At 57.6% G+C, this 26,978-nt stretch carries 32 protein-coding genes; 12 read left to right on the top strand and 20 right to left on the bottom strand.

Features of this window, described 5'->3' with window-relative positions; all coding sequences use genetic code 11:
• Nucleotides 1-6 precede the first annotated feature (6 nt).
• The 4 genes from PQR62_RS08790 to PQR62_RS08775 form a co-directional block, all read right to left on the bottom strand.
• Complete coding sequence (locus PQR62_RS08790) at nucleotides 7-960, bottom strand: YheT family hydrolase (RefSeq protein ID WP_408156943.1); 954 nt, start codon at nucleotides 958-960, stop codon at nucleotides 7-9.
• 128 nt (nucleotides 961-1,088) lie between these two features.
• Nucleotides 1,089-1,523, bottom strand: a complete 435-nt coding sequence (locus PQR62_RS08785) for a YybH family protein (RefSeq protein ID WP_408156941.1) — start codon at nucleotides 1,521-1,523, stop codon at nucleotides 1,089-1,091.
• Nucleotides 1,524-1,589: 66 nt separating this feature from the next.
• On the bottom strand, nucleotides 1,590-1,793 hold the full coding sequence (locus PQR62_RS08780) for a zinc-finger domain-containing protein (RefSeq protein WP_408156939.1): 204 nt from the start codon (nucleotides 1,791-1,793) through the stop codon (nucleotides 1,590-1,592).
• 129 nt (nucleotides 1,794-1,922) lie between these two features.
• On the bottom strand, nucleotides 1,923-2,843 hold the full coding sequence (locus tag PQR62_RS08775; RefSeq protein WP_408156937.1) for a branched-chain amino acid transaminase: 921 nt from the start codon (nucleotides 2,841-2,843) through the stop codon (nucleotides 1,923-1,925).
• Between the two features lie 157 nt (nucleotides 2,844-3,000).
• Here PQR62_RS08775 and PQR62_RS08770 point away from each other — a divergent pair, with 157 nt between their 5' ends.
• The 10 genes from PQR62_RS08770 (at nucleotide 3,001) to PQR62_RS08725 (ending at nucleotide 12,949) form a co-directional block, all read left to right on the top strand.
• The gene (locus tag PQR62_RS08770; protein ID WP_408156935.1) at nucleotides 3,001-3,846 is read left to right on the top strand and encodes an AzlC family ABC transporter permease; all 846 of its coding nucleotides are present in this window, start codon (nucleotides 3,001-3,003) and stop codon (nucleotides 3,844-3,846) included.
• On the top strand, nucleotides 3,843-4,166 hold the full coding sequence (locus PQR62_RS08765) for an AzlD domain-containing protein (protein ID WP_408156933.1): 324 nt from the start codon (nucleotides 3,843-3,845) through the stop codon (nucleotides 4,164-4,166). The genes PQR62_RS08770 and PQR62_RS08765 overlap by 4 nt, the downstream gene beginning before the upstream one ends.
• 165 nt (nucleotides 4,167-4,331) lie before the next feature.
• Complete coding sequence (locus PQR62_RS08760; protein ID WP_408156931.1) at nucleotides 4,332-5,522, top strand: phosphoglycerate kinase; 1,191 nt, start codon at nucleotides 4,332-4,334, stop codon at nucleotides 5,520-5,522.
• Nucleotides 5,523-5,668: 146 nt separating this feature from the next.
• Nucleotides 5,669-7,102: a pyruvate kinase gene (pyk, locus tag PQR62_RS08755; protein ID WP_408156929.1), complete on the top strand. Its 1,434-nt coding sequence runs from the start codon at nucleotides 5,669-5,671 to the stop codon at nucleotides 7,100-7,102.
• 28 nt (nucleotides 7,103-7,130) lie between these two features.
• On the top strand, nucleotides 7,131-8,195 hold the full coding sequence (gene fba / locus PQR62_RS08750) for a class II fructose-bisphosphate aldolase (RefSeq protein WP_408156927.1): 1,065 nt from the start codon (nucleotides 7,131-7,133) through the stop codon (nucleotides 8,193-8,195).
• Between the two features lie 75 nt (nucleotides 8,196-8,270).
• Entirely contained in the window at nucleotides 8,271-9,167 is an 897-nt protein-coding gene (locus tag PQR62_RS08745) for a phosphoribosylaminoimidazolesuccinocarboxamide synthase (protein ID WP_408156925.1), read from the top strand.
• A 3-nt stretch (nucleotides 9,168-9,170) separates the two neighbouring features.
• Complete coding sequence (purE, locus tag PQR62_RS08740; protein ID WP_408156923.1) at nucleotides 9,171-9,668, top strand: 5-(carboxyamino)imidazole ribonucleotide mutase; 498 nt, start codon at nucleotides 9,171-9,173, stop codon at nucleotides 9,666-9,668.
• Nucleotides 9,665-10,864, top strand: a complete 1,200-nt coding sequence (locus PQR62_RS08735) for a 5-(carboxyamino)imidazole ribonucleotide synthase (protein ID WP_408156921.1) — start codon at nucleotides 9,665-9,667, stop codon at nucleotides 10,862-10,864. The genes purE and PQR62_RS08735 overlap by 4 nt, the downstream gene beginning before the upstream one ends.
• A gap of 34 nt (nucleotides 10,865-10,898) precedes the next feature.
• Nucleotides 10,899-11,924, top strand: coding sequence for an L-threonylcarbamoyladenylate synthase (locus PQR62_RS08730; RefSeq protein ID WP_408156919.1), 1,026 nt, complete (start codon nucleotides 10,899-10,901; stop codon nucleotides 11,922-11,924).
• 287 nt (nucleotides 11,925-12,211) lie between these two features.
• Complete coding sequence (locus tag PQR62_RS08725; protein WP_408156917.1) at nucleotides 12,212-12,949, top strand: OmpW/AlkL family protein; 738 nt, start codon at nucleotides 12,212-12,214, stop codon at nucleotides 12,947-12,949.
• 85 nt (nucleotides 12,950-13,034) lie between these two features.
• Here the strand turns inward: PQR62_RS08725 and PQR62_RS08720 are convergent, their stop codons facing one another.
• Entirely contained in the window at nucleotides 13,035-13,544 is a 510-nt protein-coding gene (locus PQR62_RS08720; protein WP_408156915.1) for a flavin reductase family protein, read from the bottom strand.
• A 274-nt stretch (nucleotides 13,545-13,818) separates the two neighbouring features.
• Between PQR62_RS08720 and msrA the strand changes: the two genes are divergently transcribed.
• Nucleotides 13,819-14,352, top strand: a complete 534-nt coding sequence (gene msrA / locus PQR62_RS08715; protein WP_408156914.1) for a peptide-methionine (S)-S-oxide reductase MsrA — start codon at nucleotides 13,819-13,821, stop codon at nucleotides 14,350-14,352.
• Between the two features lie 110 nt (nucleotides 14,353-14,462).
• Here the strand turns inward: msrA and PQR62_RS08710 are convergent, their stop codons facing one another.
• From PQR62_RS08710 to purB, 6 genes are all read right to left on the bottom strand, one after another.
• Complete coding sequence (locus PQR62_RS08710; RefSeq protein WP_408156912.1) at nucleotides 14,463-15,671, bottom strand: class I SAM-dependent methyltransferase; 1,209 nt, start codon at nucleotides 15,669-15,671, stop codon at nucleotides 14,463-14,465.
• Between the two features lie 51 nt (nucleotides 15,672-15,722).
• On the bottom strand, nucleotides 15,723-16,358 hold the full coding sequence (pdxH, locus tag PQR62_RS08705) for a pyridoxamine 5'-phosphate oxidase (protein ID WP_408156910.1): 636 nt from the start codon (nucleotides 16,356-16,358) through the stop codon (nucleotides 15,723-15,725).
• Nucleotides 16,359-16,553: 195 nt separating this feature from the next.
• Nucleotides 16,554-17,126, bottom strand: coding sequence for a YceI family protein (locus tag PQR62_RS08700; RefSeq protein WP_408156908.1), 573 nt, complete (start codon nucleotides 17,124-17,126; stop codon nucleotides 16,554-16,556).
• A 51-nt stretch (nucleotides 17,127-17,177) separates the two neighbouring features.
• Nucleotides 17,178-17,732 (bottom strand): YceI family protein, encoded by a 555-nt coding sequence (locus PQR62_RS08695; RefSeq protein WP_408156906.1) that lies wholly within the window; start codon nucleotides 17,730-17,732, stop codon nucleotides 17,178-17,180.
• A gap of 85 nt (nucleotides 17,733-17,817) precedes the next feature.
• A complete protein-coding gene (locus PQR62_RS08690) occupies nucleotides 17,818-18,342 on the bottom strand; it encodes a cytochrome b (RefSeq protein ID WP_408157871.1) in 525 nt (174 codons plus the stop codon).
• Between the two features lie 386 nt (nucleotides 18,343-18,728).
• Nucleotides 18,729-20,096, bottom strand: a complete 1,368-nt coding sequence (gene purB, locus PQR62_RS08685; RefSeq protein WP_408156904.1) for an adenylosuccinate lyase — start codon at nucleotides 20,094-20,096, stop codon at nucleotides 18,729-18,731.
• Nucleotides 20,097-20,344: 248 nt separating this feature from the next.
• Between purB and PQR62_RS08680 the strand changes: the two genes are divergently transcribed.
• Entirely contained in the window at nucleotides 20,345-20,956 is a 612-nt protein-coding gene (locus PQR62_RS08680) for a glutathione S-transferase family protein (protein WP_408156902.1), read from the top strand.
• Nucleotides 20,957-21,206: 250 nt separating this feature from the next.
• Here the strand turns inward: PQR62_RS08680 and bfr are convergent, their stop codons facing one another.
• The 9 genes from bfr to PQR62_RS08635 all read right to left on the bottom strand — a co-directional run bounded on the left by bfr (nucleotide 21,207) and on the right by PQR62_RS08635 (nucleotide 26,799).
• The gene (gene bfr, locus PQR62_RS08675) at nucleotides 21,207-21,680 is read right to left on the bottom strand and encodes a bacterioferritin (RefSeq protein WP_408156900.1); all 474 of its coding nucleotides are present in this window, start codon (nucleotides 21,678-21,680) and stop codon (nucleotides 21,207-21,209) included.
• A gap of 456 nt (nucleotides 21,681-22,136) precedes the next feature.
• Nucleotides 22,137-22,553 (bottom strand): ExbD/TolR family protein, encoded by a 417-nt coding sequence (locus PQR62_RS08670; protein WP_408156898.1) that lies wholly within the window; start codon nucleotides 22,551-22,553, stop codon nucleotides 22,137-22,139.
• Nucleotides 22,553-23,284, bottom strand: coding sequence for a MotA/TolQ/ExbB proton channel family protein (locus PQR62_RS08665; protein ID WP_408156896.1), 732 nt, complete (start codon nucleotides 23,282-23,284; stop codon nucleotides 22,553-22,555). The genes PQR62_RS08670 and PQR62_RS08665 overlap by 1 nt, the downstream gene beginning before the upstream one ends.
• Before the next feature lie 20 nt (nucleotides 23,285-23,304).
• A complete protein-coding gene (locus PQR62_RS08660) occupies nucleotides 23,305-24,006 on the bottom strand; it encodes an energy transducer TonB (RefSeq protein WP_408156894.1) in 702 nt (233 codons plus the stop codon).
• 6 nt (nucleotides 24,007-24,012) lie between these two features.
• Nucleotides 24,013-24,240, bottom strand: a complete 228-nt coding sequence (locus PQR62_RS08655) for a (2Fe-2S)-binding protein (protein WP_408156892.1) — start codon at nucleotides 24,238-24,240, stop codon at nucleotides 24,013-24,015.
• Nucleotides 24,241-24,270: 30 nt separating this feature from the next.
• Nucleotides 24,271-24,591, bottom strand: a complete 321-nt coding sequence (locus PQR62_RS08650; protein ID WP_408156890.1) for a hypothetical protein — start codon at nucleotides 24,589-24,591, stop codon at nucleotides 24,271-24,273.
• Nucleotides 24,592-24,688: 97 nt separating this feature from the next.
• A complete protein-coding gene (hemP, locus tag PQR62_RS08645) occupies nucleotides 24,689-24,877 on the bottom strand; it encodes a hemin uptake protein HemP (RefSeq protein ID WP_408156888.1) in 189 nt (62 codons plus the stop codon).
• Between the two features lie 225 nt (nucleotides 24,878-25,102).
• The gene (gene mnmA / locus PQR62_RS08640; protein ID WP_408156886.1) at nucleotides 25,103-26,209 is read right to left on the bottom strand and encodes a tRNA 2-thiouridine(34) synthase MnmA; all 1,107 of its coding nucleotides are present in this window, start codon (nucleotides 26,207-26,209) and stop codon (nucleotides 25,103-25,105) included.
• An 80-nt stretch (nucleotides 26,210-26,289) separates the two neighbouring features.
• A complete protein-coding gene (locus tag PQR62_RS08635) occupies nucleotides 26,290-26,799 on the bottom strand; it encodes an NUDIX hydrolase (RefSeq protein WP_408156884.1) in 510 nt (169 codons plus the stop codon).
• Nucleotides 26,800-26,978 lie beyond the last annotated feature (179 nt).

Raw genomic sequence — 26,978 nt, 5'->3', positions numbered from 1 at the left:
CGTGGATCAGTTGCCGCTTTCCAGAAAGCGCAGCAAGCGTTGCGGCAGCCAGTCCAGCCGGCCCGGCGGGTTGCCGGCAGCAAAGCCTACGTGACCACCTTCCGCAGGATACTCCAGTAGCACCGAGGGTGCTGCGCTGCGCGGCAGATAGCGCGCCGGCAGGAAGGGATCGTTCTGCGCATTGAGCACCAGCGTCGGCACTTTGATGTCATGCAGGATGTGCTTGGCGCTGGCGCGATCCCAGTAGTCATCGGTGTTGCGGTAGCCGTGCAGCGGCGCTGTCACGATATTGTCGAAGGCGTACAGATCGCGCGCCTGCAGCAATGCGTCGCGGCTGAACAGGCCGGGAAACTGATCCAGCTTGAGCAGGCATTTGGGGCGCATGGTGCGCAGAAATACGTGGGAATACACGCGATTGAAACCGCGCGCCAGCGCATCGCCGCCGCCGGCCAGATCGAGCGGCGCCGACACTGCGCATGCAGCGTCGATGAACTCCGCCTGATGCTGCGATTCGCCCAGCCAGCGCAGCAGCGCATTGGCGCCCAGCGACACGCCGGTAGCGTACAGGCGGCTGGCGGCGATGGCTGCGCGGCGCGGCTTCAGCCTTTGCAGTATCCAGTCCACTTCCTGCGCATCGCCGGAATGATAGAAGCGCGGCGCCAGATTGATTTCGCCCGAGCAGCCGCGAAAATGCGGCACCACGCCGGTCCATCCGCGCGCCGCCACCGCTGCCATCATGGCGCGGCAATAGTGGCTGTCGGATGAGCCTTCCAGGCCGTGAAACAGCACCAGCATCGGCTGCCCCGGTTGACCGTCGACGAAATCGACGTCGATGAAATCGCCGTCCGGCGTATCCCAGCGCTCGCGCCGGTAATTGACCTGCGGCTTGCTGATGAACTTGGCCGGGAAGATGGTCTGAAGATGCCCGCCGGGAAGCCAGCGGGGAGCAGAGTAGGGCATGGGTCTGGAAAGTCTTTGTGGCTTGATGTGTCTGATCTGATGCTGCCGATTTCGATGGGGCCGAAGCCCGGCTGTGTGAGCGTCCCCGGTTCGCACCTGCATTCAGGAATACAAATTCAATGCCGGTTTCAATGCAGCATGGCACCGCTGACCAGCGCTTCGCTCGGCGCCGGGCCGGGCGCGACTGATGCGTGGTGCATCACCATGCGCCAGCCGCGTGCAGTTTTCAGATAGATATTGGTGGCGACCACGTGCACGTCGTTTTGCTGTTCCGCGCCGTGATTGATTTCTTCGATCACGCTGTGGATCGCCGTCATCAGATTGTGCGTGGTGTGCAGTTGACGCGGCTGGATATGCAGGCCGCCGTTGGAGAGGATGTCCTCCCACACCGAGCGGATTTCCGCATGGCCGATCAGGCGCTGCGCACCGGGGTGGATGCAGACGATCTCGTCGTCATCGGCCCACAGCGCCATCAGCGCTTCGAGGTCGGCGCGCGCCAGCGCATCGTAATACGCGGCCTCGATTTCATCGGGCGAACCGTGGATCAGTTTTGCGCTGGGCATGTAAATCTCCGGAATAAAGAAAGAGGGCCGCGGCCCTCCGGGTCTTGCAAGGTCGAAGTCTGCAGCTTAGTGGGCTTTGACCACGGCGCCCGGCTTCAACTGATACTGGGTGCCGCAGTACGGACACTTGGCGGCGCCGTGCGCATCCAGTTCGAGGAAGACGCGCGGGTGCGAGGACCAGTGCGGCATGTTCGGATTCGGGCAGAAGGCCGGCAAATCCTTGCCGTCGAGTTGAACTGCAGCTGGCTGGGTCTGTTGAACTTGGCTCATGGTGTTTCTCCGTTCCTGTTGCTATCTGATGTGAGTTGATTGACGACTGCTGTGATGAAAATAATGGTGCTTGCTGCTGAATCTCTTGTATCTGTGTTCTTGCCTCTGCGTTCTTGTAACTGGCCTGGCTTACACCAGGGTCAGCCAGTGCTGATACTGCGGCGCCTTGCCCGAGACCACGTCGAAAAACAGGCTTTGCAGTTTTTCGGTGATCGGCCCGCGCGCGCCGTTGCCGATGATACGGTGATCCAGCTCGCGGATGGGCGTGATTTCAGCGGCGGTGCCGGTGAAGAAGGCTTCGTCGCTGCAATACATCTCGTCGCGCGTGATGCGTTTTTCGATGACTTCGATACCCATGTCGCGCGCCATCGTCAGCACCGCATCGCGCGTAATGCCGTCCAGGCAGGAGGCCAGGTCGGGTGTGTAGATCTTGCCGTTTCTGACGATGAAGACATTCTCGCCGGAGCCTTCCGACACGTAACCGTCGGTGTCCAGCAGCAGGGCTTCGTCGTAGCCGTCGGCCAGCGCTTCCTGATTGGCCAGAATCGAATTGATGTAGTAGCCGCAAGCCTTGGCCCGCACCAGCGACACGTTCACATGATGCCGGCTGAAGGAGGAGGTTTTGACGCGAATGCCCTTGTTGATGCCGTCTTCGCCCAGATAAGCACCCCATGGCCAGGCGGCGATGGCGACATGAATCTTGTTGCCCTTGGCGGACACGCCCAGCTTCTCCGAGCCGATCCAGATCAGCGGACGCAGATAGCAGGATTCCAGCTGATTCTCTCGCACCACCTGGCGTTGCGCTTCGAAGAGGGTGTCCTGGTCGAAAGGTACTTCCATCTGGAAAATCTTGGCCGAATTGAACAGCCGTTGCGTGTGTTCCCTGAGCCGGAAGATTGCGGTGCCCTGCGGCGTCTGGTAGGCGCGCACGCCTTCGAACACCCCCATGCCGTAATGCAGCGTATGCGTCAGCACATGGATGGTGGCGTCACGCCAGTCGATCAGGGCGCCATCCTTCCAGATTTTTCCGTCGCGGTCTGCCATGGACATGGTCTGTTTCTCCGTGGGTCTGCCAAAAAGAGCTCCATTTTAGCGGATTCAAGCGAGCGAAAAGCTTCATCTGTAGAATGAAGGCCCTGGGTAAAAATGCTTGCAGGAAAGCCAAAGCAGCAACCCTTTCCAAAATAATGCACAAAGCGGAATAACGATGCAGAAGGAGACAGGCGAGTCCGGCGACGCCCCATCAGTGGAGGCAGCACGCCGGATCGAGCGGGAAACGTTTCAGGAAGGCTGGCGCGCCAGCGCTTCGACGGTGCCGGCAGTGTTCGCATGGGGCATCGTGTCGGGCATGGCCATGGTCAAGTCAGGCATGACGATCATGCAATCGCTGGGCATGAGCCTGCTGGTGTATGCCGGCTCCGCGCAGTTCGCGGTGCTGCCGCTGCTGGCGGTGGGCACCCCGCTGCTGGTGATCTACATGACGGCGATGATCGTCAATCTGCGTTTCGTCATCTTTTCTGCGGCCGTTGCGCCGCATTTCGAGCATCTGCCCTGGTATCGCCGTATCTGGTACGGCTACTTCAACGGCGATATCTCAATGGCCTTCTTCCCGCAGCGTTTTCCTGCCCACACCGTGCATCAGCCGGCCGGCAAGATCGGTTTTTTTGCCGCCGTCTGTTATCCCGGCTGGGTCAGCTGGCAGTTGGGCGCCACCATCGGTATTTTGCTGGGCAGCCAGATTCCCGAGAGCTGGAACATCGGTTTCGCCGGCACCATGGCGCTAATCGCCATCATGATCCCGATGACCAATAACCTGGCGGCGCTGGCCGGCGTGGTGGTGTCCGGCGCGGTGGCGGTGGCCGCCATCAATTTCCCGTACCGGCTGGGTTTGCTGTTCGCGATGGTGCTGGGGATGGCAACGGCGATGATGGTGGATAAATTTTTGCCGGGTTCCGATGGCGACAAGGGCTCCGGCGGCGATGATCAGAATAAGAGCAAGGGCCGCGAAGGCCCGGAGGAGCCGATCACCGCAAATCTGAGGGAACAGGCATGAGCGAGTGGTACATCTGGGGGGCAATCGCCTTGTTGACCTTGTCGACCCTGATCACGCGCAGCGGCTTTTTTCTGTTTGGTCATGCCGTCAAGTTACCGCCGCGTCTGAAACACGCTTTGAGCTACGCCCCGGCCGCCGCCATGGCGGCCATCGTGATCCCCGATCTGGTGCTGGCCGACGGCGTCCTGGCGCTGAATCTGGCCAATCCCAAGCTGTTGGCCGGCATCGGTGGAGCGCTGTTCTTTATTGCAACGCGCCATTTGTTGGGAACTATCGTGACTGGAATGGCACTATTCACAGTGTTGCGTCTCGTCATTTGACGGCGACTTGTTTGTAAAAAAGCTAATTATTCTGTTTTGCGACCCTACTGTAGCGCGCCAGACAGACATCTCCCAGGATCGCTTTCTGGCCCAGAAAACCGTCGTTCAGCGGTCTGGCTGGAGTAAAATAGCGCATTTTTCGCCCCACCTTCGATTTTGGACTCTATGAAATTCAACCGACTCAGCGATCTGATTTCTGCCAAGCAACTTCAAGGAAAACGCGTCTTCATTCGCGCCGATCTCAACGTGCCGCAGGATGATGCCGGCAATATCACCGAAGATACGCGCATTCGTGCCTCGATCCCGGCGATCCGCCAGGCGCACGAAGCCGGCGCCGCTGTGATGGTGACCTCGCATCTGGGACGCCCGGTGGAAGGCGAGTTCAAGCCGGAAGATTCGCTGGCGCCGGTCGCCAGGCGCCTGTCCGAGCTGCTGGGTTTTGAAGTCAAGCTGGTGGCTGACTGGGTGGACGGCGTCGATGTTGCCCCGGGCCAGGTCGTGTTGCTGGAAAACTGCCGTCTGAACAAGGGCGAAAAGAAAAACAGTGAAGAGCTGTCGCAAAAGATCGCCAAGCTGTGCGACGTGTTCGTCAACGATGCTTTCGGCACTGCGCACCGCGCGGAAGCCACCACGTATGGTATTGCCAAGTTTGCGCCGATCGCCTGTGCCGGCCCTTTGCTGGCCGCTGAGCTGGATGCGCTGGGCAAGGCCCTGAATCAGCCGAAGCGCCCGCTGGTGGCGATCGTCGCCGGTTCCAAGGTGTCCAGCAAGCTGACCATTCTCAAGGCGCTGGCCGACAAGGTTGACAATCTGATCGTCGGCGGCGGCATCGCCAATACCTTCATGCTGGCGTCCGGCCTGAAGATCGGCAAATCGCTGGCCGAGCCGGATCTGCTGGATGAAGCCAAGGCCATCATCGACATGATGGCCAAGCGCGGCGCCTCGGTGCCGATTCCGGTCGATGTGGTATGCGGCAAGGAGTTCTCGCCGACCGCCGTGGCGACCGTGAAAGATGCCAAGGATGTGACTGACGACGACATGATCTTCGACATCGGCCCCAAGACTGCCGCCCTGCTGGCCGAGCAACTGTCCAAGGCCGGCACCATCGTCTGGAACGGGCCGGTCGGCGTGTTTGAATTCGACCAGTTCGGCAAGGGCACTGAAACACTGGCGCGCGCCATCGCGACCTCGCCAGGCTTTTCGATTGCGGGTGGTGGCGATACGCTGGCCGCCATCGCCAAGTACAACATCGCCGACAAGGTTGGCTACATCTCGACCGGCGGCGGTGCCTTCCTGGAATTCCTGGAAGGCAAGACCCTGCCGGCAGTGGAAATCCTCTTGCAGCGCGCGCAATAATAGTAATCCGAGCGAAACGGCGCGGCGGCCGCTGAGTTTGACCGCCGCCCACAGGGCGTTTCGGCTCCAGCCGGTTCAGTTTGATGTGCGGGGCCTGCAGTGCACCGCATGACGAGACACCAGAGACACTACAAAAAAAGGCTTTCATGTCCAGAGCAACAAAAATTGTCGCCACTATCGGCCCCGCTTCCAGCGATCGCGAGACGCTGACCCGCATGATCAAGGCCGGCGTGGATGTGGTACGTCTGAATTTTTCCCACGGCAAGGCGCAGGATCATATCGACCGCGCGCTGCTGGTGCGTGAAGTGGCTGATGCGTGCGGCAAGAAAGTCGCCATCATGGCCGACCTGCAGGGTCCGAAGATCCGCGTCGGCAAGTTTGAAAACGGCAAGATCCAGCTCGTGAACGGCGAGAAATTCATTCTCGACGCCGATTGCACCATGGGTAACCAGGAGCGTGTCGGTCTCGATTACAAGGCACTGCCGCGTGACCTCAAGGGCAGCGACGTGCTGCTGCTCAACGATGGTCTGATCGTGCTGGTGGTCGAGCGCGTGCTCGGCAATGAGATTCATACCGTGGTCAAGATCGGCGGCGAGCTGTCCAACAACAAGGGCATCAACCGTCAGGGCGGTGGGCTGTCGGCGCCGGCGCTGACCGGCAAGGACATGGACGACATCAAGACCGCGATGAGTTTTCAGGCGGATTACGTGGCGGTGTCGTTTCCCAAGAATGCGACCGACATGGAAATGGCGCGCCAGCTCGGCAACGTCGCCGGCGAAGCCTATGGCCACAAGCCGATGATGATCGCCAAGATCGAACGCGCCGAAGCGATTCCGCTGCTGCAGGAAATCCTCGACGCTTCCGACGGCATCATGGTGGCGCGTGGCGACTTGGCGGTCGAAGTGGGCAACGCGGCCGTGCCGGGTTTGCAGAAGCGCATGATCAAGATGGCGCGCGCCTCCAACAAGCTGACCATCACCGCGACGCAGATGATGGAGTCGATGATCGTCAACGCCGTGCCGACGCGCGCGGAAGTGTCCGACGTCGCCAACGCCGTGCTGGACGGCACCGACGCCGTGATGACCTCGGCTGAAACCGCCTCCGGCAAATATCCGGTGGAAACCGTGGAAGCCATGTCTGCCATCTGCCTGGAAGCCGAGCGCTCCGAAGATTGCCGCCTGGATGCGGATTTCCTCAACGTACGTTTCACTCGCGTCGACCAGTCCATCGCCTACGGTGCGCTGTTCACCGCGCATCACTTGCAGGTCAAGGCGATTGCTGCGCTGACCGAGTCAGGTTCCACCGCGCTGTGGATGAGCCGTCACAATATTGATGTACCGATTTTTGCCATTACCCCCAATGTCGCGACGCGTCAGAAGGCTGCGCTGTTCCGCAATGTGCATACCCTCGAACTGGCGCAATGCGCCGATACCGAGACCATGCTCAAGGGCGCGCAAGACCTGCTGCTGGAGCAAGGCGTCGTGCAGAAGGGGGATTTGATCGTCGTAACCTGGGGCGAGCCGATCGGACAGGTCGGCGGCACCAATGCCTTGAAAATTCTCAAGGTCGGCGAGTACTGATTTTTCATCGTTATCCTGGAGTTCCATCATGCCACTCGTATCCATGCGTCAACTGCTGGACCACGCCGCCGAAAACGGTTACGGTCTGCCAGCGTTCAACGTCAACAATCTGGAGCAAGTCACCGCCATCATGCAGGCGGCAGATGAAGTTGGCTCGCCAGTCATCATGCAAGCGTCCGCGGGCGCACGTAAATACGCAGGCGAAGCTTTCCTGCGCCACCTGATTTCGGCTGCGGTCGAAGCCTATCCGCACATCCCGGTCGTGATGCACCAGGATCACGGCCAGTCGCCGGCGGTCTGCATGGCCGCGATCAAGTCGGGCTTCAGCTCGGTGATGATGGACGGCTCGCTCAACGAAGACGGCAAGTCGGTCGCCAGCTACGAATACAACGTCGAAGTCTCGCGCAAGGTGGTCGAGTTTTCGCACGCCATCGGCGTCACCGTGGAAGCTGAACTGGGCGTGCTCGGTTCGCTGGAAACCATGATGGGCGACAAGGAAGACGGCCACGGCGCGGACGGCAAGATGACCCGCGAACAACTGCTGACCGACGTCAACCAGGCTGCCGATTTCGTCCAGAAGACACAATGCGACGCACTGGCCATTGCCATCGGCACCTCGCACGGCGCGTACAAGTTTTCGCGCAAGCCGACCGGCGACATCCTGGCCATCGATCGCATCAAGGAAATCCACGCACGCATTCCGAACACTCACCTGGTGATGCACGGTTCCTCGTCGGTGCCGCAGGAACTGCTGGCCGAGATCCGCGAATTCGGCGGCGACATGAAGGAAACCTACGGCGTGCCGGTTGAAGAGATTCAGGAAGGCATCAAGCACGGCGTGCGCAAGATCAACATCGACACCGACATCCGTCTGGCGATGACCGGTGCGATCCGCCGTTACTTCATCGAAAACCCATCCAAGTTCGACCCGCGCGACTATCTGAAGCCTGCCCGCGAAGCTGCGGCACTGGTGTGCAAGGCGCGCTTCCTGGCATTCGGCTGCGAAGGCCAGGCCGGCAAGATCAAGCCGCTGGCGCTGGAAAAAATTGCCGAGAAATACAAGAAGGGCGAACTCGCGCAAATCGTGCAGTAAATTTCTGCGTGCGCAGTAACCGACCGGGACTTGCTTGCGCAGTCCCGGTTTTTGACTTTACGGAATACCACCATCATGAGCAGTCTCTACAAATCCTCCATCACTTCCCTGCCACTTCTGGGCACCGGCAAGGTTCGCGAAAACTATGCGGTCGGCGACGACAAGTTGCTGATCGTGACCACCGATCGCCTGTCGGCGTTCGACGTCGTCATGAATGAACCCATCCCCGGCAAGGGCAAGGTCCTGAATCAGATGACCGATTTCTGGTTCGAGAAACTGGGCAATCTGGTGCCGAATCACGTGACCGGCATTGCGCCCGAGTCGGTGGTGGCGCCGGACGAAGTGGAGCAGGTGCGTGGACGCGCCGTGGTGGCCAAGCGCCTCAAGCCGATTCTGGTAGAAGCCGTGGTGCGTGGTTACATCATCGGTTCCGGCTGGAAGGACTATCAGCAAACCGGTTCGGTCTGCGGCATCCAATTGCCGGCCGGCCTGCAGCAAGCGGCCAAGCTGGAACAGCCGATCTTCACACCGGCGGCCAAGGCCGATCTGGGCGAGCACGATGAAAACATCAGCTTCGCTGAAATGGAAGCACGCATCGGCAGTGAACTGGCCAATACCATCCGCGACATCAGCATCAAGCTGTACACCACTGCGGCGGACTACGCGGCAACGCGCGGCATCATCATCGCCGATACCAAGTTCGAGTTCGGTCTGGACGACGCCGGCGTGCTGCATCTGATGGACGAAGTGCTGACGGCTGACTCTTCGCGCTTCTGGCCTGCGGACAGCTATCAGGTCGGTATCTCGCCACCGTCGTTCGACAAGCAATTTGTGCGCGACTATCTGGAAACCGTCGATGGCTGGAAGAAAACGCCGCCGGCGCCGGCACTGCCGCCGGAAGTCATCGAAAAAACCGGCGCCAAGTACCGCGAAGCGCTGGAGCGCCTGACCGGCGAAAAACTGAAGGACTGAATCATGAACGCAACTGTGAAGCCGGTGGTCGGCGTGGTCATGGGCTCCTCCTCTGACTGGGATGTAATGCAGCATGCCGTAGCGGTTCTGAAGGACTTCGGCATTGCGCATGAGGCGCAGGTGATTTCCGCGCACCGTATGCCGGATCAGATGTTCGCCTATGCCGAAAGCGCGCGTGAACGCGGTCTGCGCGCCATCATCGCCGGCGCTGGCGGTGCCGCGCATCTGCCGGGCATGATCGCTGCCAAGACCATCGTGCCGGTGCTGGGCGTGCCGGTGCCATCCAAGTATCTGCGCGGCGAGGATTCGCTGTTGTCCATCGTGCAGATGCCCAAGGGCATTCCGGTTGCGACGTATGCAATCGGTGAAGCCGGTGCCGCCAACGCGGCCTTATCGGCCATCGCCATGCTGGCGACGACCGATGATGCATTGGCCGCCAGGCTGGAAGCCTTCCGCAAGACCCAGACGCAAGTCGCACTCGACATGAAATTACCTACATGAGCCAGCCGTCCGATAGCAATGTGTCGCCAGCCGTTCCTTCAACCACGCCTGCCACCTGGCTGGGCGTGATGGGCGGCGGTCAGCTCGGCCGCATGTTTGCGCACGCTGCGCAGAGCATGGGTTTCAAGGTTGCGGTACTCGAGGCCGAGCAGGATTGCCCGGCCGGCCAGGTCGCGGATCGCCTGTTGCAGGCGCCGTATGACGACGCCAGAGCGCTGGCCGAGCTGGGTGGCTTGTGCGCCGCCGTGACCACCGAATTTGAAAACGTCTCCGCCAAAAGTCTGGCTGCGCTGGCGGCGCATACCTTTGTTGCACCGGCGGCGAGCGGCGTGTCGATCGCGCAGGATCGCACCGCCGAAAAAGCCTTCTTCACCGAATGCGGCAGCCGCTCCGGCGTGTTGCCTGCGCCGCATGCGGTGATCAATGCCGACAGCGACATCGCCGCCTTGTCGCCCGATCTGCTGCCCGGCATTCTGAAGACCGCGCGCATGGGATACGACGGCAAGGGCCAGGTGCGCGTGCGCACGCTGGACGAAGTGCGCAGCGCTTTTGCCGGTATGAACGGCGTGACATGCGTGCTGGAAAAAATGCTGCCGCTGGCCTATGAAATTTCGGTGCTGGTGGCGCGCGGCGCCGACGGCAATGCGGTGGTGTATCCGATCGCCGAGAACGTGCATCGCGACGGCATTCTGTTCACCACCACCGTGCCCGGTCCGAACGTCAAGACGGCTTCGGCCGAGCAGGCGCAGCAGGCCGCCTTGCAGATCATCGGCAGCCTGGCGTATGTCGGCGTGCTGTGCATCGAATTCTTCGTGCTGCAGGACGGCTCGCTGGTGGTCAATGAGATGGCGCCGCGTCCGCACAACAGCGGGCACTACACCATCGACGCTTGCGTCACCAGCCAGTTCGAACAACAGGCGCGCGCCATGGCGCGTTTGCCGCTGGGCGATACGCGCCAGCATTCGCCGGCGGTCATGCTGAATATTCTGGGAGATGTCTGGTTCGATGGCGACACGCTGCGTGAACCGGCCTGGGATCAGGTGCTGGCCTTGCCGGGTGCACATGTGCATCTGTATGGCAAGGCGGAGGCGCGTCGCGGCCGCAAGATGGGGCATGTGACCTTTACTGCAGCGACGGTTGACGTCGCGCAGCAACAGTTGACGGCGGCGTGCGGCATTCTCGGCATCGCCATCTGAGGCCGCACAGAAAATACGACGAAGAAAACACGAGATGGATGAGTTCGCAATCGATCACGCAGCGGTCAGACTGGCTGCCCGCAAGCTGGAGCAGGGCAAGCTGGTCGCGTTTCCGACCGAGACGGTGTACGGCCTCGGCGGCGACGCCGAGAATCCGGCGGCGATTGCAGACATCTACGCCGCCAAGGGCCGGCCGGCCAATCATCCGGTCATCGTGCACCTGGCGCCTGAGGCGGATATCAGTTATTGGGCCGCTGAGGTGCCGGTTGAAGCGCGGCGTCTGATCGCGTCGTTCTGGCCAGGGCCGCTGACCTTGATCCTGAAGCGGGCGGCGCATATCCCCGATGCGGTTTCCGGCGGTCAGGATTCGGTCGGTTTGCGTTGTCCTTCCCATCCCGTGGCGCAAGCCTTGCTGCGTGAATTCCGCGGCGGCAAAGGTGGCGTTGCCGGCCCTTCCGCCAATAAATTCGGACACGTCAGCCCTACCACTGCGCAGCATGTGCGCGATGAATTCGGCGTCGCCGATACGCTGGTCGATTATGTATTGGATGGCGGCGCCTGCGAAGTCGGCATCGAATCGACCATCGTCGATCTGTCGCGCGTCGCCACGCACGGTCCGGTGTTGCTGAGGCCCGGGCAGATCAGCATCGACCAGCTGACGGCGGTGCTTGGTGAGGCGCCTGCTTTACCGGATGCTGCGGCGCCGCGTGCATCGGGTACGCTGGATGCGCATTACGCACCCAGCACACCGGTGGCGCAAATCGAATCCGATTCTCTGGAAAAAACGCTGCAGCAATTGCATGCGCACGGGCACAGGTTTGCACTGATCCATCACGGAAAATCACCGGCTTCGGCGGCCCATGCAGAAGTAAAAATGGCCGCCGATCCGCATGCCTACGCGCACGATCTTTATGCTGCACTGCGAGATATGGATCACGCCGGCGCCGATCTCATCGTGGTTGAGGCGCTGCCCGCAACGTCAGTCTGGCAGGGCATCAACGACCGTTTGCGGCGTGCCGCATTCGACTCGACAGGCATCATTGCGCGCCTGCTTGGCTGAGCAATTTTCATCCCCGATTTTTTGAAAACAACATCTGCTTTTTTGCAGCGGTTGTCAAAATCAGACACGTCTATACAAACAAATTTAAAGCTGGCATAGTATCGCCAAAGAATAGCACGCGCGTTCTTTTTGTTTGACGTATGTAAGACTGAATAAAAGAGGCACAGCCATCGCCTCTACTTAATAAAAGACGGAAGACATGAAAGCGGTGAACATACGCCGCCAATAATTCCCGGGCACAGGCAGGAACAAAAAACCGGGCACAGCCCTCACTCTTGGAGACAAAAATGCAGAAACAATTTTCCCTTTTGCCAAAGATCGCCGCGTTGTCCGTCATGGCCGCATGCGCAGCACCTGCGATGGCGCAGACTGCCGGCAGCAACACTGTGAACGTGGGCTGGTTTCATCTGGCTCCGCAGGACTCCAGTGAGACTTTGCGCGTCGTCAGCCCGGTGGCGTCGACCGTGCCAGGTAGCGGCGCTACTGTAGGAAATGCGGATACTCTGGGCGTTGCGTTCACGCACTTCTTCACCGATAACTTTGCAGTAACTACTGACGTCGGCATTCCGCCCACCTTCAAGCTGAGCGGCACAGGCACGCTCGCAGGTGTGGGCGAGCTGGGTAAGGCAAAGCAATGGAGTCCGGCAATCGTCGCCAAATGGTATTTCGGCGACGGCAACAGCAAGTTCCGTCCATTTGTCGGCGCGGGTGTGTCGTACGTGTGGTATTCGGATGTGGAATTGTCCAGCCAGTTCCAAAGTGCCTTGTCGCAACGTTTTACTGGCGTGCCCGGAGCAGCGAAATCGTCGGCGGATTTGAGCTCTTCATGGGCACCGGTTCTGAACGTAGGCGCGACCTATAACTTCGACAAGAACTGGTCGCTGGGATTCTCGGTTGCGTACATCCCACTGAAGACCAATGCGGACATCACGACTACTTTGCCGACAGGCACACAAGTCAAGTCGGCAACCAGTCTGACCTTGAATCCAATCGTGACTTTCCTGTCCGTTGGCTACACGTTCTGATCGGTTCGATCAGTGAAGAAAAAAGCGCCGGAAGGCGCTTTTTTTATTTCTGAATCTGGCGGGGAAGTAGTTCAGCAATCCATCATCAGGTCGCATCGATCTTGGCGAATTTCCCGTTGTGAAAAACCAGCCCCGGCTGCGGCGTCACTTCACACTGCTCGACTTCTCCGACAAAAATCACGTGATCTCCCTCCGGATAGCGGCTGCGGTTATGGCATTCAAACCAGGCCGAAACGCCGTCCAGAATCGGTTGGCCGGTGCGAGATAGCGAGTAGTTCACACCTTCAAAACGGTTCTCGGATTTGCGTGCGAATTGCTCCGCCAGATGAATCTGATCCGCGCCGAGAATGTTGATCACGTAATGCGAATTGCCGGAGAAAACAGGCATGCTGTTGGCCTTGGTGCCGAGACTCCAGAGCACCAGCGGCGGGTCCAGCGAAACCGAATTGAATGAGCTGGCAGTGAGGCCCAGCAGAGTACCATCCGCCAATCTGGTCGTGATGATGGTGACGCCGGTAGCGAATTGAGAGAGTGCCTGGCGGAAATGGCTGGCGTCGAACTCGCGCGTCGTCGCGCGCGGAAAGCTTGTGTGCATCGATAAGCCTGTGAATCTGATTCTGGAAAGCCGGATGAAGTACCGACCGTGCATGCCCTGAATGATAACGGATCGCGCAAAACACTGCCCGTTTCAGCTGCTATGTGATCCCAAAAGGGCCGTTTGGCGTGGCGTCGTCAGCCTTCCTGCTTGAAATTTGTCCGACAGTTCGCACTTGTTGAGCTTGCCATGATGCGGAGTCGTCATTAGCGAGCCGCATGAATCTTGTTTTTGCGTTAAAGTTTCAAGCAATGCAATTCAACAGGGAGGCGATATGGCCAGCAAGACAGCAATTCTGGGTGGTGGTTGCTTTTGGTGCCTTGAGGCGGTGTATCAGCAAGTCAAAGGTGTCGAGCAGGTCGAATCGGGCTACACCGGCGGCAAAGTCGTCAATCCCAATTATGAGCAAGTGTGCGGCGGGCAGACCGGCCACGCCGAAGTTGTCAAGCTGAGCTTCGATCCGGAAATCACCACTTACCGTGAGCTTCTGGAAATTTTCTTCACCATCCATGACCCGACCACGCTGAACAGGCAGGGCAATGACGTCGGCACGCAATACCGCTCGGTGATCTACTACGCAGATCAGGAACAGCACGAAGTCGCCAGGCAGATCATCGCGGAAATGGCGCTTGTCTGGGATGCGCCTATCGTGACCGAACTGAGCCCGGTCGAGACCTATTACAAGGCTGAGGACTATCACCAGAACTATTTCCAGCAGCATCCCTTCCAGGGATATTGCGCGTTTGTGGTGGCGCCCAAGCTGGATAAATTCCGTGAAGTATTCACTGAAAAGAGTCGTCCGCAATAGTTGGCAGCGCCAGGATCGGAGGAAGCTCTGATCCTGCGTGAAAAAAAACAGGCATTCAGCGTATAGCCGAATGCCTTTTTTTTATGGTGTGGAATCAGCGCTCGAACTGATTACGCGGCGTCGTAAATATAGCGGCGCGACCAAGGCAGACTCTGTGCGCTGCGATTCGATTTGCCGCATACCACCTGATACAGCGAAATCCAGTCGCGCTCAAAAGCGTAAGCGCTGCCGGCCAGATACACGCGCCAGATCCGATAGCGTTTTTCATCGGTCAGCTTCTTGATCTGATCGGATCTGGCTTCGAAATTGTCGGCCCACACGCCGCAGGTCTTGGCGTAATGGCGGCGCAGATTTTCCACGTCGAAGGCTTCCAGCCCGCCTTCCTGCATGGTTCGCAACACCAGGCCAATATGCGGCAGCTCGCCGGCGGGGAACACGTACTTGTCGATGAATTCGCCGCCGCCATACGGGGATTCGCCATTCTCCACATCTGTGCTGGTGATGCCATGGTTCATCACCAGGCCGTCGTCTGCCAGCAGTTTGTTGATATGGGAGAAATACAGCGGCAGATTCTTCAGGCCGACATGTTCGAACATGCCGACGCTGGTGATGCGATCAAAAGTGCCGGTAACGTCGCGGTAATCCTGCAGGCGAATCTCAATGCGGTCGCTGAGGCCGGCGCGCTCGACGCGCTCCTTTGCCAGCGCATACTGATTTTCGGAGAGCGTCACGCCCACGCATTTCGCACCGAATTTCTGCGCTGCGCGCAGCACCAGTGCGCCCCAGCCACAGCCGATATCCAGCAGCGTTTGCCCTGGTTGCAGTTTGATCTTGGTGAGGATGTGATCGATTTTCTTGATCTGGGCGCTGGCGAGATCTTCATCGCCGTTTTCGAAATAGGCGCAGGAGTACACCATGTTCTCGTCCAGCCACAACTTGTAGAAGTCGTTTGAAACATCGTAGTGGTAGCGGATGGCTTCAGCGTCTTTTTTCTTGGTGTGCTTCACGCTGCGCACGAAGCGGCTCAGCGTGCTGTCGCCGCTCAATGAATTGGCGGCCAGCGAACCAGCCACCTTGATGATGCTTTTGACGGGGCCGTCGACGTCGATCTTGCCTTCGACATAAGCCTCGCCGAGATTGGCGAGGGAGGGGTTGAGCAGCGAGGTCAGCGCGGATGCCTGCGGCACCTTCAATGTGACTTCCGGCGTTTGCGTGCTGAAGTCGTATTGCTGTCCATTCCATAGCACCAGCCGTAATGGCAGTGCCGATACGGTGCGAATTTGCTCTACCCAGGCGTCAAGCTTCTTTTCCCAAAACACGATTTTCCTCCGCGCAGTGATGTGATGCTTTCCGGCCCCGATGCTGTCAGTTCAGGGCTGCAGGCGCTGCCTTTGCCATTCACCACCTTCAGGTCGCGTATAGAGCACGCGGTCGTGCAGGCGGGATGGCCGGCCTTGCCAGAATTCCATGCGATCCGGAATCACGCGGTAGCCGCCCCAGTTGTCAGGGCGCACCGGATGTTCTCCGAACTGCTGTTTTGCTATTTCGTATTGTTGTTCCAGCGTTTCGCGTTGGTCTACTGGCTGACTTTGCTGTGATGCAATGGCACCCAGCTGGCTGAGCAGCGGACGGCTGTAGAAGTAGCTATCACTTTCTTCTGCGGTAACGCGTTCAATCTTCCCTTCGATGCGAACCTGGCGTTCAAGTTCGACCCAATGGAACAACAAAGCTACGTAAGGACAAAGTTTTACTTCCTGTCCTTTGCGGCTGTCATAGTTGGTAAACCAGGTAAAGCCGGAATGATCAAATTGCTTGATCAGCACTATGCGCGAAGAGGGTCTTCCATCCAGACCGACACTTGCGATACTCATCGCATTCGGTTCTGGAATTTTTGCTTTGATCGCTTCATCGAACCAGATTGCAAACTGGGCAATCGGATCCGCGGCGACTTCGAGTTCGGACAACTTGGCGCGGCTGTAATCTTTACGGAGGTCGGCTATCGACATGCTGCTTCTTCCTCATGTAGCTGCGCTAGATTAGCGCGTTTTAAAAAGTTTTGCAGGACAGCAATCCGGCAAATGCGAGCCATTGTGCGGCATCCGGCGGGGCTGCACAATGATCCGGAACAAATTGAAAACAAAAAAGCCGATGCAGTTCATGCATCGGCTTTTTGATTTTCAGCGCCGCGCGGGCGAGGAATATCAGTTGCTCTTGATCGCCTCAACCTGAATCGCCAGCTTTACTTCCGGCGAGAATTTCGGCACGCCGAAATTGATGCCGAAGTCGCTGCGGCTGAATGTTGCGGAAGCATCGGCGCCGCACACTTCACGCTTGAGCATCGCGTTCTGACCGCAGTTGAACTTGTTGATCTTCAAGGTCAGCGGCTTGGTCACGCCGTGCAGCGTCAATGTGCCTTCGACTGCAACCGGCTTGTCGCCTTCGAACTTCATCGAGGTACCCTTGTAGACAGCAGTCGGGAATTTCTCGACGTCGAACATATCGGCGCTCTTGGCGTGGTCGTTCATCTTTTGCATGCCGAAATCGATCGATGCTGCATCAATGGTGATTTCCATGGTGCCGGTCTTGGCCTCACGATCCAGGGTCACGGTGCCGCTGTTCTTGGTGAACTTGCCGCGCCAGACCGACATGCCCATGTGGTCCGCTTCGAAGCTTGGGTAGGTGTGGCTGGGATCGATGGTGTAGGTATCCGCAGCGAAGGCAGTACCGACGCTGCCGGCAGCGATAACAGCGAGGAGAGCGTGGCTCAATTTCATGAATCGTATCCTTTGATAATGGTGATCGGGAGTGATGGGTCTAGCGGATGATTACTGCGCGACGAAATGGAATTTGATGGAGACTTCATCAGCGACCATGCTGGTGTCCTTCCATTCTCCTTCGCCGATGTTATAAGTCAGGCGCTTGATCGGCAAGGTGCCGTCAAACACCTGTGTGGCGCCTTCTTTTTTTACCGTCAGCGGGAAGCTGACGTCAGTGCTCTTACCCTTGATCGTCAGCTTGCCGGCGACGTCGTACTTGGTGCCGGCGGCAGCGCCTGCGCTAGGCTTGATCGAGCTGGTGACGAACGTGGCTTTGGGGAACTGGGCCGCGTTGAACCATTCTTTCTTTTGCACTTCCTTGTTGTATTCGGCATCACCCAGATCGAAGCTGGCGACATCGATATCGACGCTGGCCTTGGAGCTTTCAGGCTTGGCAGCATCGAAATCAATGACGGCGCTGAACTTCTTGAGTTTGGCATCGACCGGCACATTCAATTGCTTGAAGGTGGCGCCGACGGTGCTCTTGGCTGCATCGACTTTGAGCGGTGCGGCGAATGCGGCGGAGCTGGCCAGCGCGATAGCGGCAACGGCACCGGCGATCATAGTTTTTTCCAGAGTAGTGCGAACCATCATTTGCGCCTTCATAAAACGTCCTTGGAAAAGGGTAAGGGAAAGGGTAAAAAAAGCGTCAGGGAAGAATGCGTTTGAACAAGTTGTCGCGATCGATGAACTGGTGCTTCAATGCCGCCAGCACGTGCAGGCAGAACGAAGCCAGCAGCGCCATGTTCAGATAGTAATGAATGTCTTTGAGCAGCGGCTTCCATTCAGGGTTCGGCGCCATCAGCACCGGCAGCGGAAACAGTCCCAGATACACCACCGGCACGCCGGCCGAGAGGCTGTAAAAATAGCCGGAAACCGGAATGCCGAACATGAGCACATACAACACCACATGCATCCAGTGCGCCACGGCTTGCTGCCAGGCGGGCATGTGCGAAGGGTAGGCCGGGGCCTTGTGCGTGAGGCGCCAGAGCAAGCGCAGGCAAGCCAGCGCCAGCACGGTTACCCCTATCCATTTATGGTAGGAGAAGTATTTGAGCTTGGTCGGCGTCAGGCCTGGAATGTTGACCATCGTCAGGCCGAGCGCGAAGGCGGCGATGATCAAGAGGGCGATCAGCCAGTGCAGCAGCACGGCGGGTTTGGTGTAGCGATCCATGAGCGTGATGATTTTATTGTTGCGGTTGGAACAATTGTGCGCGACTTGCTTGCACATGCGTGGCTGGTGGCTGCGGTACTGCGTCAAGGGCGCGTCAAGATATCTCTTCCGCCAAGAGGCGAGTATAGATAGCTTTTGTGTCCTGAGATAGTGTCGAAAACCGTATTTCACTGTTCCGTTTTTCGATCCAATCTTGCTTTTTTTCGCGATTTTTTGCCTACTTTCTTGTTTCTGTCATCAATTTCCAGGCTTGGATATGGAAAACGGCAGAAGACGCGGCTTCCGCCGCTTCTTCCACCGTTTTATTCAGACGCGAGTTTTATCTCGTGCGTGATTGTTTTTGCCCGTGCTGTCTCGCGCCAGCCGGGCATCTGCTGTCAGTCCGTTCAGATTGCCTTGGCCAATTCCACCGCAGTACCGATGTAATTGGAGGGGGTCATCGCCAGCAGATGATCCTTGGCTTCCTGCGGAATCGCCAGGCCATTGATGAAGTCACGCAGCGCATCCTTGGAAATGCCCTTGCCGCGCGTCAGTTCCTTCAACTGCTCGTAGGGATTTTCGATGCCGTAGCGCCGCATCACGGTTTGCACCGGCTCGGCCAGCACTTCCCAGGTCGCGTCCAGGTCGGCCGCCAGGCGTTGCGGATTGACTTCCAGCTTGTTCAGTCCGCGCAGGCAGCTGTCATAGGCCAGCAGTGTATAGCCGAAGCCGACGCCGATGTTGCGCAGTACGGTGGAGTCGGTCAGATCACGCTGCCAGCGCGAGACCGGCAGCTTTTCCGACAGATGCTTCAGCACAGCATTGGCCATGCCCAGATTGCCTTCGGAGTTTTCGAAGTCGATCGGATTGACCTTGTGCGGCATGGTCGAGGAGCCGATTTCGCCGGCCTTGGTGCGCTGCTTGAAATAGCCCAGCGAGATGTAGCCCCAGATATCACGGTTCAGATCCAGCAGAATGGTGTTGGCGCGTGCGAAGGCGTCGAACAACTCCGCCATGTAATCGTGCGGTTCGATCTGAATCGTGTAGGGGTTGAACACCAGGCCCAGGCGCTGCTCCACCACTTCTTTGGAGAACGCGGCCCAGTCGGTTTCCGGATAGGCCGACAGGTGTGCGTTGTAATTGCCGACCGCGCCGTTCATCTTGCCCAGAATTTCAACCGCAGCGATACGCTTGACGGAGCGCTGCAGGCGCGCGACGACGTTGGCGATTTCCTTGCCCAGCGTGGTCGGGCTGGCCGGCTGGCCGTGCGTGCGCGACATCATCGGCAAGGCCGCGTTTTCGTGCGCCAGTTCGGTCAGCTTGCTGATCAGGCCTTGCAGCGCCGGCAGCATGACGCTGTCGCGCGCGGCCTTGAGCATCATGCCGTGCGAGGTATTGTTGATGTCTTCGGAGGTGCAGGCAAAGTGAATGAACTCCGAGGCTGCGACCAGCTCCGGCACGTCCTTGACCTGCTCCTTGAGCCAGTATTCGACCGCCTTGACGTCGTGATTGGTGACCGCTTCGATTTCCTTGATGCGGGCGGCATCGGCTTCGGTGAAGTCGCTCGCCAGCTTGTCCAGCAGCGCGATGGCATTAGCGGAGAATGGCTTGATTTCAGCAAAGCCAGCTGCCGACAGCGCTTGCAGCCAGGCGATTTCAACCTTCACGCGATGATGCATGAAGCCGGCTTCAGACAAGATCGGACGCAGTTTGTCGGTTTTGGAAGCGTAGCGGCCATCGAGTGGCGACAGAGCGGACAGGGCGGAGAGGGACATGATCGGAGCGGGAAAAAACGTGATTGAAGATAGGCGGGAATTTGTCGGAAAACTCCCGGATTGCGTAAGAAGCGAGATTTTACCATTCGCCGCGCCCTGATTCGGATTCCGCTGAGCGGATCGGCAGAGGATAAGGCTGTGGCGGCCCTTATCGCGCGCTATTGGCGCGGCGTTGGATTATGGCATCGCACCGTCTGGGCTCAATTTCCTGAATGCTATAATCGTCGCGGATTATTACTATAAATACTATGAAACTCATCGGATCACTCGCTAGCCCCTATGTACGCAAGGTACGCGTCGTCATGGCGGAGAAAAAAATCGACTATGAATTCGTGCTGGAAGACGTCTGGAGTAGCGAGACCACGATTCAGCAGTCAAATCCTCTGGGCAAAGTGCCTTGCCTGATGATGGACGATGGCGGTGCGATGTTTGATTCGCGCGTGATTTCCGAATATCTTGACACGCTGACCCCGGTCGGCAAGCTGATCCCGCAAAACAGCCGCGAGCGCGCCGAAGTGAAATGCTGGGAAGCGCTGGCTGACGGCTTGCTGGACGCGGCCGTGCTGGTGCGTCTCGAAAAGACCCAGCGTCCGACCAAGCAGCAAAGCCCTGAATGGATCAAGCGCCAATGGGGCAAGGTCGAAGCTTCGCTGAAGGCGATGGCCAACGGCTTGGGCGATAAACCGTACTGCGTCGGCAAGCAATACACGCTGGCCGATGTGGCGGTGGGCTGTGCGCTGGGCTGGCTGGCGTTTCGTTTTCCAGATCAATCATGGCGTGAGGACTATCCTGAGTTGCTGCGCTTGTACGAAAAGATCATGGAGCGCCCGTCGTTCAAGGATTCCTCCCCCAAGCTGTGATCTGTCGTCAACGTGCCGCCAAATGGCATGACGCTCGTTGATTTCTGATTGCTTGAGGGGATGGGTGCTGATGCTCGCTTGTTCATGCGTCTGCAATTGGCTTCCGGAATAAAAAAACGCACTCATAAGAGTGCGTTTTTTTGTTTGCCTTGCAGACTTGCCTGATTCAGGGGCGCTTATCTGCGGCCATCCCTGATTGGTCAGAGCGACCTCTTCAAGCTTGGTCACGACAGCGAGCGGCGTGCAGAAATTATTCGCCGGTGATCTGAGTTTGCAGGTAATTCTGGATGCCGATCTTCTTGATAATGTCTTGCTGCGTTTCCAGCCAATCGATGTGCTCTTCCGTATCGTCCAGAATCAGTTGGAACAATTCACGCGACACATAATCGCCCTGTTGTTCGCAGGTGGCGACGCCTTCTTTCACAGTCTTGTGCGCCGCTTTTTCCAGCTTCAGATCGCAGTCCAGCATTTCTTCGGTATTTTCACCGATCATGATCTTGTGCAGGGCTTGCAGATTAGGCAGGCCGTCGAGCATCAGGATGCGGTCGATCAGCTTGTCGGCGTGTTTCATTTCGCCGATGGATTCCTCGTATTCCTTCTTCGCAATTTTGTCGAAGCCCCAATGCTTGTACATGCGGGCGTGCAGGAAATACTGATTGATCGCGGTGAGCTCGTTGGTCAATTGTGCATTGAGCAACTTGATGACTGCTGGATCGCCTTTCATAGGAACCTCTGATATTTGAATTTGAAGATGCGGGAAGCTTGCCGAAGCCCGTCCACAGCGTGGTGGCAGCTTGCGGAAGCAAGAACGGACGCATCATAGCGCAGGCATTTTGTTTCTTCAGCATAAATTAGCGCGAATCATTCTTGTCATTGTTTGATTTCGCTGCTCACTCATGCGACAAACAGATGTTGGCCGCCCAGACTCCCGCGCACGGAATGTACAAAGAAGGGATATCAAATGCAAAAAGCCCTCACTCGAAGGTGAGGGCTTTTTATGTCTTCCGGCGACTGGGCGTTTATTCAAGGGCTGGTTGAAATAACGCTGCAGCGCCGCTTTCAGACGCGTAGTTCATAGGCACGCGTTTGAAGTTGATCACCGAATGAAACGCTGAAGTTTCATTGCATTCACCGGGAGGCACGAAGGCCAGCGATGCTCAAACGTTTGCCTTGATCTACTTTACTTCTTTTCAGGATCGGTGACGAAGCCGATCTTCGACAGTCCACCGGATTGAGCCGCCGCCATGACCTGAGCGACTTTCTCATACTGAGTCGTACGCTCTGCGCGCAGATGCAGTTCCGGTTGCGGTTGCTTCTGTGCTGCTGCAGCAATACGCAGGCTCAGTTGGTTGCTATCGATTTCTTCTTCATTCCAGAACACCTTGCCTTGTGCATCAATCGAAAGATTGACGCTTTCAGGCTTCACTTCATCAGGCTGATTGCTGGCGCGTGGCAGATCGATTTTCACCGCGTGGTTCATCACCGGAATGGTGATGATGAAAATGATCAGCAGTACCAGCATCACGTCCACGAGGGGCGTGGTATTGATTTCCGGATTGAAGTCGTCGTCCGAATCGGACAATGATCCCATTGCCATTACGCTCTCCCAACAGCTGTCAGCTTGGCTTTGTTAGCGTTTTTCTCCGACTCTTCCGACGCCGAGCGCGAACCGGTCACGAACAATGCGTGCAGGTCGAAGCCGAACTTGTTCAACTTGGCGATGGTGGTCTTGTTGCCGCGAACCAGAGCGTTGTAGCCGAAGGTCGCAGGAATCGCCACTGCCAGACCCAGTGCAGTCATGATCAGTGCTTCGCCGACCGGACCTGCAACCTTGTCGATGCTGGCCTGACCGGAGGTGCCGATGGAAACCAGTGCGTGATAGATGCCCCACACAGTACCGAACAGACCCACGAACGGTGCGGTCGAACCGACCGACGCCAGAACCGCCATGCCGGTTTGCAGCTTGCCGGAAGCTTCATCGATTGCCTGGCGCAGAGACAGGGTGACCCAGTCGCTGACCGACAGCTGATCGTGCAGGTGGCCCTTGTGCGCAGTGTGGTGGCTCATCGCGGTAACACCCGCCTTGGCCACTTCCGCGAACGGGTTGTCGGTGCCCAGTGTGGCCACGCCTTCCGGCAGGCTGGTGGTATCCCAGAACTGATGGCCGGCAGCATTCGACGCGCCGCGGAAACGCAGCAGTTGAATTGCCTTGGTGACGATCACATACCAGGATGCGATAGACATTGCGACCAGCAGAACGGCGACGCCCTTGGTGACGAAATCCCCTTGAGCCCAAAGGCTCTCCAATCCGTACGGACTAACTTCCATGATGACTTCCTTTACTACTGTTATGAATTGTTTAATTTGAATGCAATGCTGCCCGTCGTCGCAACAACGATTGCCTTGCCATCTTCGATGTAAGGTTTATAGACCGCGCGCATGACGGCGCGGCGAGCCTCTTCATCCAGTCGCGGGAAACCGGACGATTTCACGATATCTACCTTTTCGGCTTTGCCGCTGGTATTTACCGTCACCTTGAACTGAACCACGCCTTCTTCGCCCATGCGCTTGGAGACGGCCGGGTAATTTACGCGAGGAGGTTCAATGTATTCGATGCCTGAGGTGATCTGTTTGGGCAGAATCGGACCCGGCGGTGATGCCGCAGGCGCAGGCGCTGGCGCGGCAGGCGGTGTTGGTTCAGCGGGCGGTTGCTGTGGCTGAGGCGGTGCGCTGATTGCGGTAGGCGCTGGGGCTTGTGTTACAGGAATTGGCGGCGGAGGTGTTACCACCTTCTTCACTGTCTTCACTACCTTGGGTGGTGTTGGTTCTGCCTTTGGCGGGGCCGGCTCAGGCGCCTTTTCAGGCGTAATGAACGTCGCGATCACTTCTTTCGGGATCGCATTGGCGACCTGATGGATCAGGCCGCTTTGAAGAGCGTAAAAGAAAGCAAGGTGTAGGATGATGATAAAGCCAAGTGGCCCTATTTTCCTGACCTGACGCCAAATAGCGAAATTACTGTTACTCATAACAGGCGGGGAGATTGCGTTCATGATTTATTACGCTGCGGCCATTGATGGTGTAAAGACCATCGGTCGAGCGACTGGATGTGTTTGGTTAGCATTGCTCAGGCATTCGCGGAGAACGTGCTTGGCGCAAGAATGGCATTTGCCGCAGCAAGTGCCAACGCCGAGTTGCTTGCGCAACTCGGCCATGGAAGTCATGCCTGCATCTACCGCCTGATGAATCTTGCCTTCAGAGATGTTGTTACAAACACATACGATCATTGTACGCCTTGCCGCCTGCTTTATCAGGCCTTAAATCGATCTCGCGCCAGAGACTATGCGGGAGAAGAAGTTGAATTTCTCAGGCTGCGGCATCGTCCGTTCCACCACGTTTGCCCACTGTTCCGACAGTTGCTGGCAAGTTGCCCGCAGTACCGGCGCCAGATTAGGCAAATCGGCCAAGGCTTTCAGGTGTCGCTCAATGACTGACGCCAGTTTGACGCAGCTTTGGGTTTCCTGATTGTTGGCCGTGTAGTGAGACATCAAATGCAGCACAGCAGAGACCAGTAATTCTGGTTGGGCCGGCGCGCTATTGGGTTCCATGAAAGCGGAATTCATCTTGTCGGTAACCATCAAACTCTCCTCAATTGGCTAGCTTTGCTGGCTAACGTAACGCGCGGTCAACGTTGGCTGGCCTATCTATTCATCCACGGTCATCTGAATGCCTTTATCAGGCAGTCAGAATCAATTTGTTCAGTTGCGTCAGGCGCAGCTTGTAGATCCGACCGCCATGATCGATTTCAAGCTCACGCATCTGACGGAACAGATCCTGGCTCTTGATGCGAGTGATCGGGGTGCCATTGGCGGTAGTGCCTGGCTTGTTGCGGCGCTCAACGCCGTGTTCGTTCAGTTGGTTCATTATAACCTCCTATTAAATGCGAACAATTCTTATTTAGATTATTTGTCATTTGAGGGAAGAATGCAAGTTCTTTTTAATTGGAAGAATTGATTATTTCTATCGATTCCGCGAATTGGATTGCGACACCCGAAATCGGAGCCCGAAAAAGAAAACGCTCCTGCCGCAGATTCGGTCAGGAGCGTTGTTCAAAAATAACTATTTGCGCAGGATGTCTTGCGCGAAGGATCAGTCAGGTATCGCGCCACTTTCGATAATCCCGCCGCCGAGGCAGATGTCCCCATCGTATAAGACGGCCGACTGCCCGGGCGTTACGGCCCACTGCGGGTCTATAAATTGCAGCGAGAAGTCATTTGAGCCAGAGGTAATGGTGCAAGGTACATCTGCCTGCCGATAACGGGTTTTGGCGGACAAGGCCGAATCGGCCGGCGCCTGACCTGCCACCCAGCTCATTTGTCCGGCGCTCAGGCTCGGCGTCAGCAGCCAAGGGTGGTCATGGCCTTGGACGATATAGAGTGTGTTATTTGCCACATCCTTGCGCGCCACATACCAGGCTTCACTGTTGCCGTCGGCATTCTGATGCGATTTCAGGCCACCGATGCCGATGCCCTTGCGTTGCCCCAACGTATAGAAACTCAGGCCCAGATGCTCGCCCACTGTATCGCCTTCGGCCGTCTTGATCGGGCCCGGCTGGTAAGAGAGGTAACGATTCAAAAACTCACGGAATGGCCGCTCACCGATGAAGCAGATGCCGGTCGAGTCCTTTTTTGTGGCATTGGGCAACTTCAGTTTTTCGGCGATCTTGCGCACCTCTGTCTTGTGAATTTCTCCGAGGGGAAACAGGGTCTTGGACAATTGCGCCTGATTCAGCCTGTGCAGGAAGTAGCTCTGATCCTTGCTGGCATCCATGGCCTTCAGCAATTCGAATGCGCCGGCCGGATTTTGCCGCACGCGGGCATAGTGCCCGGTGGCAATCCAGTCCGCGCCGAGTTTCATGGCATGGTCGAGGAAGGCCTTGAACTTGATCTCGGCATTGCATAATACGTCCGGATTGGGTGTACGGCCGGCCTGATATTCACGCAGGAATTCTGCAAACACGCGGTCTTTATATTCGGAGGCGAAATTCACCGCCTCGATATCCACGCCCACCACGTCGGCCACGCTGACGGCGTCTATCCAGTCTTCACGCGTCGAGCAATATTCCGAATCATCGTCGTCTTCCCAGTTCTTCATGAACAGGCCGATCACTTCATAACCCTGTTCCTTCAGCAGCCATGCCGACACCGACGAATCCACGCCGCCCGACATGCCAATGACAACTTTTTTCTTGCTCATGGTCAATTCTTTGTAAATTGTGCGCCGTTGGATCCGGCGCACAGGTGATTCGATATTTTTTCAGCAATCAGGGGCCGGACTCACTGCGCAGACATGTTGCCCGCGTCATTCAATGGCCCGACTGCGCTGGGATCGGTATGCACCAGCTCCAGCGGCGCGCGCTGGCCGCGCAGGAAGTCTTCCACGCATTGCAGCACCAGCGGGCTGCGATGGCGATCCTGACAAGCGGCGAGTTCGTCGCGCGACATCCAGATCGTGCGCACAATACCCGCATCGAGTTCGCGTTCATGCTTTTCGCCGAGCCGGCCGGCAAAGGCGAAGCGCAGATAAGTCACGCTCATGCCGCCGCGCGAAGACGAAACATTGCGTGACAAATAAGTGCCGACCAGCGCCGTCGGTGTGAATTCATACGCTGATTCTTCCAGCGCCTCGCGCGTCACCGCCTGCAGCAAGGACTCCCCCGGATCCAGATGGCCGGCGGGCTGATTGATGCGCAGCGCTCCGCCGCTATGTTCCTCGACCATCAAAAAACGGCCATCGCGTTCGATGATGGCGGCAACGGTGACGGATGGTTTCCAGACTTCGGACATGATTCCCTTTTTCTAAAGAGCCGCTATTTTACCGCGCCGGCGTGATCTCTTCAGCGCGCAAGCCGCATCCGGCGGGCTTGCTTGGCCGCTACGGTAATAACCTAGTAAAGTCGTGGGGCTTTAAATTTTACGTGTAAGATTCCGGTAAGAATCTACAACTACAGGAGTTTTGAATGAGG

This window comes from Herbaspirillum lusitanum, from assembly GCF_046025995.1.
Classification (GTDB): Bacteria; Pseudomonadota; Gammaproteobacteria; order Burkholderiales; family Burkholderiaceae_D; genus Herbaspirillum; species Herbaspirillum lusitanum_A.
This window is presented reverse-complemented; position numbering and strand designations above follow the sequence as displayed.